The sequence below is a fragment of the Yoonia vestfoldensis genome, from assembly GCF_002158905.1.
GTDB classification, from domain to species: Bacteria; Pseudomonadota; Alphaproteobacteria; order Rhodobacterales; family Rhodobacteraceae; genus Yoonia; species Yoonia vestfoldensis_B.
Genome location: NZ_CP021431.1, coordinates 1,738,049 through 1,751,818, shown reverse-complemented (window position 1 = coordinate 1,751,818; position 13,770 = coordinate 1,738,049). Strand labels below are relative to the sequence as shown.

General features: G+C 61.1%; 14 protein-coding genes and 1 tRNA gene. 8 read left to right on the top strand and 7 right to left on the bottom strand.

All coding sequences use genetic code 11. The features are described from left to right. The first annotated feature begins 87 nt into the window (after positions 1-87). Positions 88-804 carry a DUF1223 domain-containing protein gene (locus LOKVESSMR4R_RS08655; RefSeq protein WP_087207541.1) on the top strand — a complete coding sequence of 239 codons (717 nt, stop codon included), beginning with the start codon at positions 88-90 and terminating at the stop codon, positions 802-804. Here LOKVESSMR4R_RS08655 and LOKVESSMR4R_RS08650 read toward each other — a convergent pair. From LOKVESSMR4R_RS08650 to LOKVESSMR4R_RS08635, 3 genes are all read right to left on the bottom strand, one after another. Beyond that, positions 801-1,685 carry a lysophospholipid acyltransferase family protein gene (locus tag LOKVESSMR4R_RS08650; protein WP_420645911.1) on the bottom strand — a complete coding sequence of 295 codons (885 nt, stop codon included), beginning with the start codon at positions 1,683-1,685 and terminating at the stop codon, positions 801-803. The two genes, LOKVESSMR4R_RS08655 and LOKVESSMR4R_RS08650, sit on opposite strands and share 4 nt — an antisense overlap. Before the next feature lie 406 nt (positions 1,686-2,091). Next, a complete protein-coding gene (locus tag LOKVESSMR4R_RS08640) occupies positions 2,092-3,129 on the bottom strand; it encodes a FliG C-terminal domain-containing protein (RefSeq protein WP_087207536.1) in 1,038 nt (345 codons plus the stop codon). A gap of 58 nt (positions 3,130-3,187) precedes the next feature. Continuing rightward, positions 3,188-3,568 (bottom strand): autoinducer binding domain-containing protein, encoded by a 381-nt coding sequence (locus tag LOKVESSMR4R_RS08635; RefSeq protein ID WP_087207534.1) that lies wholly within the window; start codon positions 3,566-3,568, stop codon positions 3,188-3,190. A gap of 136 nt (positions 3,569-3,704) precedes the next feature. Here LOKVESSMR4R_RS08635 and LOKVESSMR4R_RS08630 point away from each other — a divergent pair, with 136 nt between their 5' ends. The 3 genes from LOKVESSMR4R_RS08630 (at position 3,705) to LOKVESSMR4R_RS08620 (ending at position 6,224) form a co-directional block, all read left to right on the top strand. Further along, complete coding sequence (locus LOKVESSMR4R_RS08630) at positions 3,705-4,637, top strand: IS5 family transposase (protein ID WP_087207531.1); 933 nt, start codon at positions 3,705-3,707, stop codon at positions 4,635-4,637. Between the two features lie 252 nt (positions 4,638-4,889). After that, a complete protein-coding gene (locus LOKVESSMR4R_RS08625; RefSeq protein ID WP_087207528.1) occupies positions 4,890-5,498 on the top strand; it encodes a helix-turn-helix transcriptional regulator in 609 nt (202 codons plus the stop codon). A 117-nt stretch (positions 5,499-5,615) separates the two neighbouring features. Continuing rightward, positions 5,616-6,224, top strand: coding sequence for an acyl-homoserine-lactone synthase (locus tag LOKVESSMR4R_RS08620; protein ID WP_087207526.1), 609 nt, complete (start codon positions 5,616-5,618; stop codon positions 6,222-6,224). Between the two features lie 18 nt (positions 6,225-6,242). Here LOKVESSMR4R_RS08620 and purB read toward each other — a convergent pair whose 3' ends face one another. Next, entirely contained in the window at positions 6,243-7,550 is a 1,308-nt protein-coding gene (gene purB / locus LOKVESSMR4R_RS08615) for an adenylosuccinate lyase (RefSeq protein ID WP_087212894.1), read from the bottom strand. Between the two features lie 93 nt (positions 7,551-7,643). Here purB and LOKVESSMR4R_RS08610 point away from each other — a divergent pair, with 93 nt between their 5' ends. Beyond that, positions 7,644-8,066: a DUF6314 family protein gene (locus LOKVESSMR4R_RS08610; protein ID WP_237331941.1), complete on the top strand. Its 423-nt coding sequence runs from the start codon at positions 7,644-7,646 to the stop codon at positions 8,064-8,066. An 85-nt stretch (positions 8,067-8,151) separates the two neighbouring features. Further along, positions 8,152-8,757 (top strand): biotin transporter BioY, encoded by a 606-nt coding sequence (locus LOKVESSMR4R_RS08605; RefSeq protein WP_087207522.1) that lies wholly within the window; start codon positions 8,152-8,154, stop codon positions 8,755-8,757. A gap of 196 nt (positions 8,758-8,953) precedes the next feature. On the opposite strand, the gene LOKVESSMR4R_RS08600 is transcribed toward LOKVESSMR4R_RS08605, so the two are convergent. The 3 genes from LOKVESSMR4R_RS08600 to LOKVESSMR4R_RS08590 form a co-directional block, all read right to left on the bottom strand. Then, positions 8,954-9,715, bottom strand: a complete 762-nt coding sequence (locus LOKVESSMR4R_RS08600) for a glycosyltransferase family 25 protein (protein WP_157898175.1) — start codon at positions 9,713-9,715, stop codon at positions 8,954-8,956. Positions 9,716-9,945: 230 nt separating this feature from the next. Beyond that, positions 9,946-11,352, bottom strand: coding sequence for a type I glutamate--ammonia ligase (glnA, locus tag LOKVESSMR4R_RS08595; protein WP_087207517.1), 1,407 nt, complete (start codon positions 11,350-11,352; stop codon positions 9,946-9,948). Between the two features lie 70 nt (positions 11,353-11,422). Then, entirely contained in the window at positions 11,423-11,761 is a 339-nt protein-coding gene (locus LOKVESSMR4R_RS08590) for a P-II family nitrogen regulator (RefSeq protein WP_087207514.1), read from the bottom strand. A gap of 198 nt (positions 11,762-11,959) precedes the next feature. Between LOKVESSMR4R_RS08590 and LOKVESSMR4R_RS08585 the strand changes: the two genes are divergently transcribed. Together LOKVESSMR4R_RS08585 and LOKVESSMR4R_RS08580 are read left to right on the top strand one after the other, a co-directional pair. Further along, the gene (locus LOKVESSMR4R_RS08585; protein ID WP_087207513.1) at positions 11,960-13,579 is read left to right on the top strand and encodes an NAD(P)H-hydrate dehydratase; all 1,620 of its coding nucleotides are present in this window, start codon (positions 11,960-11,962) and stop codon (positions 13,577-13,579) included. An 89-nt stretch (positions 13,580-13,668) separates the two neighbouring features. Continuing rightward, positions 13,669-13,753, top strand: a tRNA-Leu gene (locus tag LOKVESSMR4R_RS08580). Positions 13,754-13,770: the final 17 nt, after the last annotated feature.

The window sequence follows — 13,770 nt, the reverse complement described above, 5'->3', positions numbered from 1 at the left end:
TTGCAGGCCGGACGGTCGCAATTGGTTGATTGGCATTTCGGCCCGTTTTTGCCTAAACCCCTTTGGCAGCCACAAGCGGGATGGAACATGCGCCAGTTTTTAGCAGCTCTTGGGACCTGTGCGGTCTTGGCAACACAGGGGGCAACGCAGGGGGTCTCTCAGGAGGGCACGCAGGACGGGGCGCTGGTGGTGGTCGAGCTTTACACCTCGCAGGGCTGTTCATCCTGCCCGCCCGCCGATGACATCCTGCGCGAATTGGCCCCGCGTGACGATGTGATCGCGCTGGCGCTGCATGTGGATTACTGGGATTACCTGGGCTGGGTCGATCTGTTCGGCAAGCCTGAACATACCGCGCGCCAACAGGCCTATGCCCGCGCGGCCGAGGCCAAGATGATCTATACGCCGCAGATGATCGTGGGCGGGACCGACCATATCGTCGGATCGCGGCCGATGCAGGTGATGGATGCAGTGCAGGCCCATGCCAGCCAGCCCTATCCGTTCGATCTGCGTCTGGCCCGGGCAGGAGAGATGGTCACGCTTGACGCGGGGCCGGGCGTGCCGGGGATCTATGACGTGCAGATGATCCGCTATATGCCGCTGCAGACAGTGGCGATCCGCAATGGTGAAAATGCGGGCAATACGGTGGATTACGCCAATATCGTCACATCCTGGGTGGTGCTGGGGCAATGGGACGGGGCGACGCCCTTGGCGTTGCAGGTGCAGGCCGCAGGCCCCGAGGCCGTGGTCGCCATCATCCAGCAGGCCGGTTATGGCCCGATCATGGGGGCGGCGCGGCTGCGCTAGGCAGCGGCGCGCGGCTTCCAGCGCCGGTGCACCCAGAACCATTGCGCCGGGTTGGCCGCGATCTGGCGTTCCAGTGACGCGGTCAGCGCCCGCATCATGGCCAGCGGCGGGCCGGTCTCGATTGGCGCATCCAGCACGATCGCAAAGGACAGCCCGTCAGGCTGGCGCAGACCGTAATAGGGGATGACCAGCGCATCGGTGCGCCGCGCGATATCGGCGATGGATGTGGCGGTATGCGCAGGCTGGCCCAGAAACGGGATCGCGGGGCCGTTGGCGGCGACATCGAACAGCAAGGTCCCCATGCCCCCGCCGCGCAGGTGGCGCACGAATCCCATCGTGCCCTGACGGCCCTGTGCAAAGACCGGCCCGCCCCAGGATGTCATCGTGCGCGCATAATGCGCATTGAAAAAGGCGTTCTGCATCGGCCGATAAAGCCCGCCGATATCATAGCCCAGCCGGGTCAGCACCTGGCGCGGGGCCTCGTGATTGCCGAAATGGCCGGTGGCAAAGATCACCGGGCGTTTGTCGGCGGCGGCCTGTGCCAGCGCTGCGACGCCGGGGCCGCTGGGCCGCGTGTCTGACAGATGCGCCGCGAAATCGCGCCAGGAATAATTCTCGATCAGGGTGCGGCCGAAATTGTCGCAACAGGCATGCGCGAGGCGGCGACGCTCGGCTGGGGGCATCGCGGGATAGATCAGCGCCAGATGGGTCTCGGCCCTGCGACGATAGCCAGCCAGCGGCGCGATCCCGCGCGCCAGCGCCGCCCCCATCAGCCGGACACGCGCGCCATAGGGCAGGCGGCGCGCGCTGCCGATCAGGCCGCGCAGGGCAATGTCAGCGGCACGGTCGGCCAGGCTGCCGGTGATCTGGTCGGGCATCATGGTCACAAAGACAGCGCTGCCGGGGCAGGGGCGCGCGCGCTCAGGGGCCGCTGGCAGGCGCATGGGGCAGCTGCGGCCCCCGTGGCACGGATCGCCGGGGGGCTGGGCGGTGGGCTGGGCCATGCAGCCGCCATGGCAGCCTGCATGGTGCATCTTGCAGCGCGCCTAGCCATGGCAGGTATCAGCAGAGCGGGCGGCACAGCGGGGGCCAGAGCGGGCAGCAGCCTGTGGCCGCTGTCTGCACCCAAGCGGCGCAGGACCGCAAAGATCAGGCCCGCGGCGATCAATGATGCATTCATCCTCTGTCATGCTTAAGGATTAAGCGGATCGCGCCGCGCTGTCCACGCGATAAAGCGATCTGGCTGTCGGGGGCGGGGGAGGGTGGGTCATGACCCACCTTACCGGATCATTCCTCGGCGTCGGGGTCGCGCATCACGATCAGCCCGCCATCGGCCAATTCGCGCACGGCGGTGGTGATCGCGGCCATCGCAGCCTCTGCTTCGGCCTTTTTGATCGGGCCGCGTTCGGCGGCATCTTCGCGGATCTGGGCGGCCATGCGCTGCGACAGATTGGCCAGCACATATTCCGCCGAGGCCACGACGGCGGCATCACCGGCCAGAGCCGCGGCAATCGCCGTGGACAAGACCGGCGCATCCACCGCGCGGATACAGGTGGGAATATCGGTTTCCTTGATCCGTGGCGCGATATCCTTGAAGGTAAAGATCGCCTTGCGCACATCGCTGGCAAAGACCGGATCTTTTGCGCCCAGCCCTTCGAGCATGTCTTCGCGCGTGTCGGTGGTCGCGGAATTGAGGATCGCGCCCAGCCGCTGCACCGGGGCCTTGTCAAAGGCGGTGGCGGGGGTCTGGCCATAATCCTGCGCCAGCGCATAGCCGATGCGGCGCACCACATCGGGGGTCACATCCCCGGTCATCGACATCGCATAGGTGATCCGGCGCGCCCGGTCGCCGGGGGTTTTTGCCAGCACCTCGGCCGCCTTGGTCACGGGCAGTTTCGACAGGGCCACGGCGCAGATTTCGATGCTTTCCGATTGCATGATCCGCGCCAGCACCGGCACCGCCAGATCGGCCACCAGCGGCCAATGATCGCCATTGCGCAAGCTGTCCATCTGCGCCTGCAAGCGGCTGGCCAATGTCGGGCTAAGATGATCGGCCAGCGCCGCGATGGCATTGTCGCGGCTGCCGGGGGCGGCCATCCCCATGGCGTCCAGTTCGGATGCGAATTCATCGGCCACCGCATCCATCGTGACCCGGTCCAGCCGCCGCAAACTGGCCATTTCGCCGGTCAGCAATTCCTGCAGATGTTCGGGCAGATCGGCCAGCGGCATGCTGCCGCCATCGGCGATCAGCATCTGCACCACGATCGCGGCCTTGCGCCGGCGTGTCAGCGCCGCGGCGGTATGGATATCGGACATAAAGCTCATGCCCGCACCCTAGCGGTGATGGGTAAAGACTTTGCTACTGACCGGGTCAGGATTCGGGTCAGGAGTCGGGATGGGTGACCATGATCGACATTTTGCGCAGCTGTTCCACCGTTTCGGGTTCCAGCCGCAACAGATCGGCGGTCAGGTTGTGCAAGGTGGTGACATTCTCGGCCAATTCGGCGATTTCGGAATCGGTGAATTCGCCAGAGGCTTTGGCAAAACCGCAAATGCTGCGGTCACTATCGGATAAAGCGACAACCACCGCGCCATGGGTCAGCCCGAATTCAGCGGCCTTTTTCATGACACCGGCGGGATCATCCAATTCCGACCAGCGCGCCGTGCCTGCATGTTCAAAACCCCATGAAACCATGGGGTCCAACATCAGCAGCCCATTGCGTGAATAATAATCCAGCCAGACTTTGGGATAAGTCTGAAACATGAAACGCGGTGTCGTATACGCGATATTAAGACCAATTGCATATCCATCTGGAACGAGACTATTGAAACGGGCTTTGTTGCACAAATCCCATCATGAGGGGATTCACTGTGTGAATCCAGCGTGGTAGCGGGTTGCGATGAGCAGCTGGACACCGACTACGTACAAGACCCGGAACTGGGCAGAGTACAATCATTCACTTAAGCAGCGGGGATCGCTGTCGATCTGGTTTGATCCAGAGATGTCATGGGAAGCAGAGGCCTCTGGACGCCGTGGGCGTCAGAAAACCTACAGCGATGCAGCCATCCAAGCCTGTTTGACCCTCAAGGTACTATTCGGCTTGCCCTTGCGGCAGACGACCGGGTTTGTGGAGAGCTTGCTGAAACGGGTTGAGCTGGACTGGTCGGTGCCGGACTTCAGTACCCTGTGTCGGCGTCAGAAGACGTTGTCCGTCGCCATCCCTTACAAGGGATCAGCAGGACCACTTCACCTGCTTGTCGACAGCACAGGCATTAAGGCTGAAGGCGAAGGAGAGTGGAATGCCCGCAAGCATGGCGGTCCAAAGCGCCGCTTGTGGCGCAAGATCCACATTGGGGTCGATGAGGAAACGCTGGAGATCCGCGCGATCGAGGTGACGAGTAGCAGCATTGGGGACGCCCCGATGCTGCCAGACTTGCTCAGCCAGATCCCACCTGATCAGGAGCTTGGCAGCGTCACGGCGGACGGAGCATATGATACACGCAAATGCCATGATGCGATTGCGGCACGCAATGCGCACGCCGTCATACCCCCGCGCAAGAACGCCAAGATGTGGAAACCTGACACAGCAGGAGCGAAAGCGCGTAACGAAGCAGTGCGATCCTCAAAGTATCTGGGTCGTGCTTTGTGGCGAAACCTGACTGGATATCACCGCCGGAGCCGCGTTGAGACAAAAATGCATTGTGTAAAGCTACTCGGTCAGCGCCTCTCGGCGCGGGACTTCGATCGCCAGGTTGCAGAGATCCAGATCCGTGCCGCGATCCTAAACGGCTTCACAGCTCTTGGCATACCGCGTACGGTCGCCGTAGGCTAAATCCGTCCGGGGTCAGGGGAAACACGTCCCCAAGCGGGTTTGTGCAACAAAGCCATTGAAACGTTCCAAAATATTGGTAATCTGTAATTGTCTAATAGGCACGGAACGCTCGCTTTACGGTTGCCATGTCAGTTTGTAGTATTTTTATATTTTGTTATTTTTGACTGTGCAGTATGCACGATGACCAGTCTAGTGTGATGCAATGCGCAGCAACAAGAGTTTTCTTATCGGCAGGGCACGCGAGGGGGGCGGATGTCTGTATTGATCGGCCAGGCCGAGATCGGGCAGCTTGCCCCGGCGGGCTATTACATCGCCCTGCGCATCGGCTTTGCCTTTCCGGTGGAAGAAACCAATGCGCTGTCCGATGATTGGGTGGATCATTATACAAAACAGCGGTTTATGCTTTATGATCCGACGATCCGATGGGCCTATGGCAATGTCGGCAGCATCCGCTGGAGCGAGATTGAACTGGATGATCCCAAACGTGTTCTGGCGCAGGCGCGGTCCTTTGGGATGCGCTATGGCCTGACCGTTTCGGTCTTTGACAGCAGCAAGGATCAGCAACGCTCTTTCGCGTCTTTTGCCCGGTCTGACCGCGAGTTCACCGCGCTAGAGGCGAAATTGCTGCAGGTCTATCTGACCCGGCGCCATACCGAAACCGCGCCGCCCACGAATCTGACCAAGGCCGAGATCGAGGCATTACGCATGATCAAGGAAGGCCAGCGGTTGAAAGAAATCGCCTTTCACCTCAAGGTCACCGAAGGCGCCGTCAAACAGCGGCTGAAAAACGCCAAGCTGAAGCTGGGCGCAAAAACCGGCCCGCAGGCCGCCGCCTTGGCCAGCCAATATGGGCTGATTTAGCCGCTTTCCCCAAGTTTTCGATTTATCAATTACAATTAAAGCGTAATTTGAGGCACCGTCACGATACCTTCGGTTGTCGCGGATCGTGGCTGTCGATTTCATGCTCAGGGGACGGATATGGACAATATCACCTTCAATCTTTTGGATCTGCACCGCCATGGTCCGGCTTTTTTCGAATTCCTGGCGCTGCGCAAACGGTTTTTCGTCGATCAGCTGGGCTGGGATATCCCGCATGATGATCAGGTCGAAATGGACCAATATGACAATCCCAAGGCCTATTATTCACTGGTCCTGCAAGCGGGCAAGGTCATCGGCGGCATGCGGGCGATGGCGACCACGGCGCAATGGGGCACGCATACCTATATGTTGCGCGATGCGGTTGATGGCAAATTGATCGGGATCCCCGCCGATATCCTGCCACGCGCAGAGGTCACCCCCATGGTCTGGGAGGCGACCCGCGTCGTGATTTCCGACACGGTCACCACCCAGGCCGACCGCGCCCGGTGCCTGTCACTGGTGCTGGACGGTGTGGTGGCGCAGGCCCGCGCCCATGGCGCCAGTGAAATCATCGCGCTTTGCCCGCCGGTTTTTGCGCGGACCCTGCGCCAGCTGGGGTTTCCCGCCCGGATCATGGGGGAATCCTATATCAACCTGCATGATGCGCGCCGCTATGTGGCGATGCGCATGCCTGCAATCCCGCGCAAGCCTGCGACCCCGCAGCTGTAAGCGGCGCGCGCTGATGCGTTATTGCGCGCCAAAGACGCGGGCAAAGATCGTATCGACATGTTTGAGATGATAGCCAAGGTCGAATTTCTCTTCGATCTCGGCAGGCGTCAGCGCGGCCAGCACCTCTTTATCGGCCAGCAGTTCGGTTTTGAAATCCGCGCCCTGTTCCCAGACCCGCATCGCATTGCGCTGCACAAGGCGGTAGGCATCCTCGCGGTTCACGCCCGCCTGGGTCAGCGCCAGCAGCACGCGCTGTGACATGACCAGACCGCGGAATTTGTTCATATTGGCCATCATATTGGCCGGATAGATCACCAGCTTTTCCACGACCCCGGCCAGGCGGTGCAGCGCGAAATCCAGCGTGATCGTCGTATCCGGCCCGATGGCGCGTTCCACGGACGAATGGCTGATATCGCGTTCATGCCAAAGCGCCACGTTTTCCATCGCCGGGATCACCGACATCCGCACCAGCCGCGCCAGCCCGGTCAGGTTTTCGGTCAGCACGGGGTTGCGTTTATGCGGCATGGCGGAACTGCCTTTTTGGCCAGCAGAGAAAAACTCCTCGGCCTCCAGCACTTCGGTGCGCTGCATATGGCGGATTTCAATCGCGATATTTTCGATGCTGGAGGCGATGACGCCAAGGGTGGCAAAAAACATCGCATGCCGGTCGCGCGGGATGACCTGGGTGCTGATCGGCTCTGGCGTCAGGCCAAGCTGGGCGCAGACATGGTCCTCGACCGAGGGGTCGATATTGGCGAAAGTGCCGACAGCGCCCGAAATCGCACCGGTCGCGATTTCAGCGCGCGCATTGACCAGCCGCGCGCGGCCCCGGTCCATTTCGGCATAGAAACGCGCAAAGGTCAGACCCATTGTCGTGGGTTCGGCATGGATGCCGTGGCTGCGCCCGATGCGCACCGTGTCTTTATGTTCCAGCGCGCGGGTTTTCAGCGCGGCCAGCAGCCGGTCCATGCCTGCCAGCAGCAGGTCCGTGGCGCGCACCAGCTGGATGTTGAAAGTCGTGTCCAGCACATCCGATGATGTCATCCCCTGATGCACGAAACGCGCGGTATCCTGGCCGATGATTTCCGCCAGATGGGTCAGAAAGGCGATGACGTCATGTTTGGTGACAGCCTCGATTTCATCAATGCGGGCGACATCGAATGTGGCATCCTTGGCTTTCCAGACGGCGGCGGCATTTTCCGCGGGGATCACGCCGATGGCGGCCTGGGCGTCGCAGGCATGGGCCTCGATCTCGTACCAGATGCGGAACTTGGTGGCAGGCTCCCAGATGGCGGTCATGTCGGGGCGGGAATAACGTGGGATCATGGCGGGCACCTTTTCGTTGGTCTGGGCAGCGGGTTGCCTTTGCGTCATAAGAGGGACGGGGCCAAGCCTCAAGCCAAGAACGGGACAGATACGGTGTTGGGACGGGATGATTTTGCAGGGCGCTGGCAGGTTCTGCGCCGGATCGACGACCGGCTTGGGGCAATGCAGGGCGATTTCACCGGTGTCGCGGAGTTGCAGCCCGTGGGTGAGGCAGGGCTGATCTATACCGAAAGCGGGCAGATGCGGATTGGCGCGGCGCCGGTGATGCAGGCGGTGCGCCGCTATCTATGGGATTTTGAGGGCGGGCTGGTCATCGTCCGGTTCGCCGACGGGCGCGATTTTCACAGCTTTGCGCCAGCGGGGCAGGTGGCGGGGACGGATCATCCCTGCGGAGACGATCATTATACCGTTGTTTACGATTTTACCCGCTGGCCGGATTGGCGCGCGACATGGGATGTGACGGGGCCGCGCAAGGATTATACGTCCGTTACAGAGTATCGCGGGGGGGTGCGCTGAAGCGCACCCTACAGGCTTTGCTTGCGCTGCGACGCGGCATCGGCAATAAATCACGCAGGTAATCACAAACAGGGGAGAGCGGCACATGGCCCTCGCACTCAATAAATCCGTCATGACCGAGGTTTTCGGCCCAAGCGAAGGCAGCGCGCTGCGCGTCAAACAGGCGCTGATGGTCGTTTTCGGCATCGTCCTGCTGGCGGTCATGGCCAAGATCAAAGTGCCGGTTCCCGGCAGCCCCGTCGCGATCAGCATGGGCACATTCGCCGTGCTGACCATCGGTGCGGCCTATGGCCCGCGTCTGGGGCTGGCGACGATTCTCGGCTGGATGATCGTGGGGATGCTGGGCTTTGACGTGTTCCAAAGCTCGACCGCTGACCTGAACGGCATCAGCTATATGATGGGCAGCACCGGCGGCTATCTGGTCGGCTATGTGCTGGCGACGCTGGCACTGGGCTATGCGGCACGCGCGGGCTGGGACCGGTCGGTCGTGCTGATGGCGCTGGCGATGCTGGCGGGCAATGTGCTGATCTATGTGCCCGGCCTGGCCTGGCTGACAGTGCTTTACGGATTGGACGCACCGATCCTGGCCTGGGGCCTGACACCGTTCCTGCTGGGCGATGCGCTGAAACTGGGTCTGGCCGCCTTGCTGGTGCCCGGCCTGTGGAAGCTGATCGGCGACGCGCGCAAATAAACGCGCAACACCGCGACAAGATCAAGGCGCGCAATGTTCTTGCGCGCCTTTTTCATGCCACGGGGGCGGGACAAAAATATTCGACGAATATTTTTGTTGTGTAGAGAAAGACTTTTGACAAAAGTCTTTCGCCGCCCTGACCAGCCGCGCTGCCATCATCGCATCGCAGGCCCGCAAAGGCAGGGACAGGGTGGTTTCACGCCCTGGTCAGATAGGCAATCCCGCTGCGCCAATACAAAGGCAGCTTTTGCCGCAGTTCATGCACAGATAATTTGCTGCCCCCAAACCTACCGGTGCGGGAGGATGACGCGGCAGGCCGGTCTGCGATTGTCGAGGCAAATGCACGCAAGCCTACCGGCGGATATTCACATGAAATGCCAATGTTTCCAAGCGCGATCCAATCGCGGAGCTGATTGTCGCAGGGCGCATAAATGCCGGTGTCGTCGCACCAATCGACAAATGATTTTGCATGATCTCTGCGCCACAGCAGGGCGGATGTCAGCAAAGGAAATTGATAGGCTCTGTACAAAGTGTTGCTGGCAACGGATGCGATCGCACGACGTCGCAGGCGGGTTGTATAGCTTAGATTGACACAGGCCCAATTGGGTGACGTGCTGGCCAATGCGGTGGCGATATCGGTCATGGTCTGGCCCATGTCTTGATCAGGTTGCGCGTCATCTTCGAGGATCAGGCCAGTTTCATACCCGCTGTTCACCAATGCGCGCAGCGCCATGAGATGACTTGCAAAACAGCCCACTTCGCCACGGGTCAGATCGCGCCCGAAAAGATAATGGGCGCGGGCGCGCTGGTAGCTGGGCAGTGTCGTCGCGTAGTCTTTATCAGGCTCAATCGCAGGCAGGCGCGTCCATTCCAAACCCGCCAGCGCAAGATCAGCCCCGATTGCACGCAGTCTTTCGGGTGATCTGTCCAGATTTATGACTTGCACAAGAACGGTCATGATCACCACATCCATTTCAAATTGACGCGTCGTCGCTGCTTGCGCATGGCTAGCTGACCGGCGGAACAGACACAACCGATCCGGGGCAATGGACCTAAGGGGGACAGGTTTGGCATGGCTTAACATCCGGCCTTTGATTGCCCGCAGGTCGCCGCCATGCACGCTTGCCCCACCCAATAAAAAACCCCACCTGATCTCTCAGGCGGGGTTTCTTTGCAATCAGCCTGCGATCAGCAGCTGTAATACATCTTGAACTCGATCGGATGCGGTGTGTGTTCGTAGGCGTAAACCTCTTCCCACTTCAGCGCCATATAGCCTTCAAGCTGGGATTTGGTGAACACGTCACCGGCCAGCAGGAATTCATGATCGGCTTCCAGCGATTCCAGCGCCTCGCGCAGCGAGCCGCAGACGGTCGGGATCGATGCCAGCTCTTCGGGGGGCAGATCGTAAAGATCCTTGTCCGAGGAGGGGCCGGGGTCGATCTTGTTCTTGATCCCGTCAAGCCCGGCCATCAGCAATGCTGCAAAGGCCAGATAAGGGTTGGCGGCCGGATCGGGGAAACGGGCCTCGACGCGTTTTGCCTTGGGCGATTCGGCCCATGGAATACGCACACAGCCAGACCGGTTGCGGGCGGAATAGGCGCGCAGCACGGGGGCTTCGAAGCCGGGGATCAGACGCTTATAGCTGTTCGTGGTCGGGTTGGTGATCGCGTTCAGCGCCTTGGCATGTTTCAGGATGCCACCGATGAAATACAGCGCCTCTTGCGACAGATCGGCATATTTGTCGCCTGCGAACAAAGGCTTGCCGTCTTTCCAGATCGACATGTTCACATGCATCCCGGTGCCATTGTCGCCAGCGATGGGTTTCGGCATGAAGGTCGCCGATTTGCCGTAAGCCTGCGCCACGTTGTGGATCACATATTTGTATTTCTGGATCTCATCGGCCTGATGGGTCAGCGTGCCGAAAATCAGGCCCAGCTCGTGCTGGCAAGAGGCGACCTCGTGGTGGTGCTTGTCCACTTTCATGCCCATCCGCTTCATCGTGGACAGCATTTCGGACCGCATTTCCTGTGCATCATCAATCGGGTTGACCGGGAAATAGCCGCCCTTGATGCCCGGACGATGGCCGGTATTGCCCATTTCATATTCGGTGTCAGTGTTCCATGCGCCGTCCAGCGCATCGACCTGATAGGACACTTTGTTCATCGACACGCTGAAACGCACATCGTCGAAGACAAAGAATTCGGCCTCTGGCCCGAAAAAGGCGGAATCGCCGATGCCAGAGGATTTCAGATATTCCTCGGCCTTGACGGCGGTGCCGCGCGGGTCGCGGTCATAGGGTTCCATCGTATCGGGTTCGACCACGTTGCAATGGATGCAGATCGTCTTTTCGGCATAGAACGGATCGACATAGGCGCTGGAGGCGTCGGGCATCAGTTTCATGTCGGATTGGTCGATGGATTTCCAGCCTGCGATGGACGAGCCGTCGAACATGAAGCCTTCGTCAAGGAAGTCTTCGTCGACAAGATCGGCAACCACGGTGACGTGTTGCAACTTGCCGCGCGGGTCGGTGAAGCGGATATCGACGTAATCGACCTCTTCATCCTTGATCAGTTTGAGAACAGCTTTCTTGTCCATTCTTGGGCACCTTTCTGTAGTATCTCGGGTTTTGCTTGGCGAACGCCCGACCGGGCGGCGGAAAGCGGTGTTAAAGGGCTTCGTCGCCGGATTCGCCAGTCCTGATCCGGATGGCCTGTTCGACGGAGGAAACGAAAATCTTGCCATCGCCGATCTTGTCGGTTTTGGCGGCGGCAATGATCGCCTCGATTGCGCCATCAACCTGATCGTCGGGCAGCACAACCTCGATCTTTACCTTGGGCAGGAAATCGACGACATATTCAGCACCGCGATAGAGTTCGGTATGGCCTTTCTGACGCCCGAAGCCTTTGACCTCGACCACCGACAGACCCTGCACGCCCATGTCTTGCAGCGCTTCTTTCACCTCGTCCAGCTTGAACGGCTTGATGATCGCCTCGATCTTTTTCATGGCATGCGACTCCTTGGATTTCAGTCACAGCGGTGAGACCATTTCTGTTGCACGGGGACAATTCGTGGCAAAGTCCTGATGCGGATGCGCCGCCGGAAACAGAGGCTGGTGATTATGGATTGTGCGGGATGACTAAATAGTGTGCGAAATGAAAACTTAGGGGCCAATCTTTTGACTTATTTGCTGACAGCCGCCCAAATGACCGCCATCGAACAGGCCGCGATCGCGCAGGGCGCGGTGACCGGATCCGCCTTGATGCTGCGGGCGGGGCGCGCTGTTGTTGACGCGGTCATGGCGCAATGGCCAGAGCTGGCGGCAGCCGGGGGCCAGCCCCCGGACCCCCGGGATATTTCCACTCGAAAGATGGGGCGGCGGGCGCTGGTGCTTTGCGGTGCAGGCAATAATGGCGGTGACGGGTATGTCGTGGCCCAGATACTGCATGCGGCGGGCTGGCATGTGGATGTGCTGGCATGGGCTGGGCGTGGGGCGGGGGCCGGAGCCGGGATCGGAGCCGAGGCGCCCGATGCGCGGGCGCAAGAATTGCTTTGGCGTGCAATGGGGCCGGTGCAGCCGCTGGATGTGGCGGCCTTGCAGCGTTCTGCGGGGGCGGATCTTTGTGTTGATGCGGTTTTTGGCACCGGGTTGTCGCGGCCAGTGGCGGGGGAATTGGCTGCAATCCTTGCCTGTCTGGCCGAGATGGCGCTGCCGCGTCTGGTGGCGGTCGATCTGCCATCGGGTTTGTCGGCAGATCGCGGTCTGGCGCTGGGACAGGTACCGCGGGCTGCGCTGACGGTGACTTTCGACAGCCCCAAGCTGGGCCATTACCTGGCCGAGGGGCCGGAATATTGCGGATGTCTGGTGGTGGCCGATATCGGGCTTGCGCCTTATCGTGATGCGGTGCTGCGCGCGGGTCCGGTGCCGGCTGTGACCTTGGTTGATGCGCTGCCGCCCGATCTGATCCGCGCCTGCGCCAAGGGGCAGGGTCATAAATATACGCATGGCCATGCGCTGGTGCTGGCGGGGGGCAGCGGGCAGGGTGGCGCCGCCCGCCTGGCGGCGCGTGCCGCGCTGCGGGTCGGGGCGGGGGCTGTGACTATTGCCTGCCCGCCTGATGCGATTGCGGAAAATGCGGCGCAGCTTGATGCGATCATGCTGCGCGAGGTCGCCGATGCCGCGGCGCTGCGTGCCGTGTTGCAGGACAAGCGGATCACTGCGCTTTGTCTTGGTCCGGGCTTTGGGCTTGATGCGCGGGCGGCGGCGATGCTGGGCCTGGCCCTTGCCGCCACCCGTCCCGGGCCTGCGCAGGAATCTGGCCCAGAATCCGGCCCAGAATCTGGCCCTGCAAGGCTGGTGCTGGATGCCGATGCGCTGACGCTTTTGGCGCGCGACAAGGCGCTGTTTGCGGCCTTGCATGGCCAGTGCCTGCTGACCCCGCATGACGGCGAATTCGCGCGGCTGTTTCCGGATCTGGCCGAGGCCGGGCTGTCCCGCGTCGCAGCTGTGCGCGCCGCCGCCCAGCGGGCGGGCTGCATCCTGTTGCGCAAGGGCCCTGATACGGTGATTGCCGATCCTTTGGGCGGCTGCACCCTGCACGGGGCGGTTTACGCGCGCCGCGCGCCCTGGCTGGCGACGGCGGGGGCGGGCGATGTGCTGGCGGGGATCATCACCGGGCTCTTGGCGCGGGGATTTGCCCCGTCGCAGGCCGCTGTCACCGCAGCATGGCTGCATGCCGAATCCGCCTTGCATTTCGGCCCCGGTCTGATTGCCGAGGATTTGCCCGAACAGCTGCCCGCCATCTTTCGCAAACTGGGGCTTTAGGCGGTTATTTTCCTCTCGCATCCCGTCACCAGCTTTGCTAGACAGCGCCCAACATGGGGCAGGCCCGAAAACCTGCCCCTTTTGATCATGCGGGTGTGGCGAAATTGGTAGACGCACCAGATTTAGGTTCTGGCGCCGCAAGGCGTGGGGGTTCAAGTCCCTCCACCCGCACCAAGATAGGTAAAAAAGGA

What these genes read in the sequence shown, in the direction of transcription:
- purB (WP_087212894.1), bottom strand. Translation starts at nt 7,550, where the DNA reads ATGATCCCACGTTATTCCCGCCCCGACATGACCGCCATCTGGGAGCCT.
- LOKVESSMR4R_RS08650 (WP_420645911.1), bottom strand. Translation starts at nt 1,685, where the DNA reads ATGATGCCCGACCAGATCACCGGCAGCCTGGCCGACCGTGCCGCTGAC.
- LOKVESSMR4R_RS08630 (WP_087207531.1), top strand. Translation starts at nt 3,705, where the DNA reads ATGAGCAGCTGGACACCGACTACGTACAAGACCCGGAACTGGGCAGAG.
- LOKVESSMR4R_RS08635 (WP_087207534.1), bottom strand. Translation starts at nt 3,568, where the DNA reads ATGTTTCAGACTTATCCCAAAGTCTGGCTGGATTATTATTCACGCAAT.
- LOKVESSMR4R_RS08640 (WP_087207536.1), bottom strand. Translation starts at nt 3,129, where the DNA reads ATGAGCTTTATGTCCGATATCCATACCGCCGCGGCGCTGACACGCCGG.
- LOKVESSMR4R_RS08585 (WP_087207513.1), top strand. Translation starts at nt 11,960, where the DNA reads ATGACCGCCATCGAACAGGCCGCGATCGCGCAGGGCGCGGTGACCGGA.
- LOKVESSMR4R_RS08625 (WP_087207528.1), top strand. Translation starts at nt 4,890, where the DNA reads ATGTCTGTATTGATCGGCCAGGCCGAGATCGGGCAGCTTGCCCCGGCG.
- glnA (WP_087207517.1), bottom strand. Translation starts at nt 11,352, where the DNA reads ATGGACAAGAAAGCTGTTCTCAAACTGATCAAGGATGAAGAGGTCGAT.
- LOKVESSMR4R_RS08605 (WP_087207522.1), top strand. Translation starts at nt 8,152, where the DNA reads ATGGCCCTCGCACTCAATAAATCCGTCATGACCGAGGTTTTCGGCCCA.
- LOKVESSMR4R_RS08600 (WP_157898175.1), bottom strand. Translation starts at nt 9,715, where the DNA reads ATGACCGTTCTTGTGCAAGTCATAAATCTGGACAGATCACCCGAAAGA.
- LOKVESSMR4R_RS08655 (WP_087207541.1), top strand. Translation starts at nt 88, where the DNA reads ATGCGCCAGTTTTTAGCAGCTCTTGGGACCTGTGCGGTCTTGGCAACA.
- LOKVESSMR4R_RS08620 (WP_087207526.1), top strand. Translation starts at nt 5,616, where the DNA reads ATGGACAATATCACCTTCAATCTTTTGGATCTGCACCGCCATGGTCCG.
- LOKVESSMR4R_RS08590 (WP_087207514.1), bottom strand. Translation starts at nt 11,761, where the DNA reads ATGAAAAAGATCGAGGCGATCATCAAGCCGTTCAAGCTGGACGAGGTG.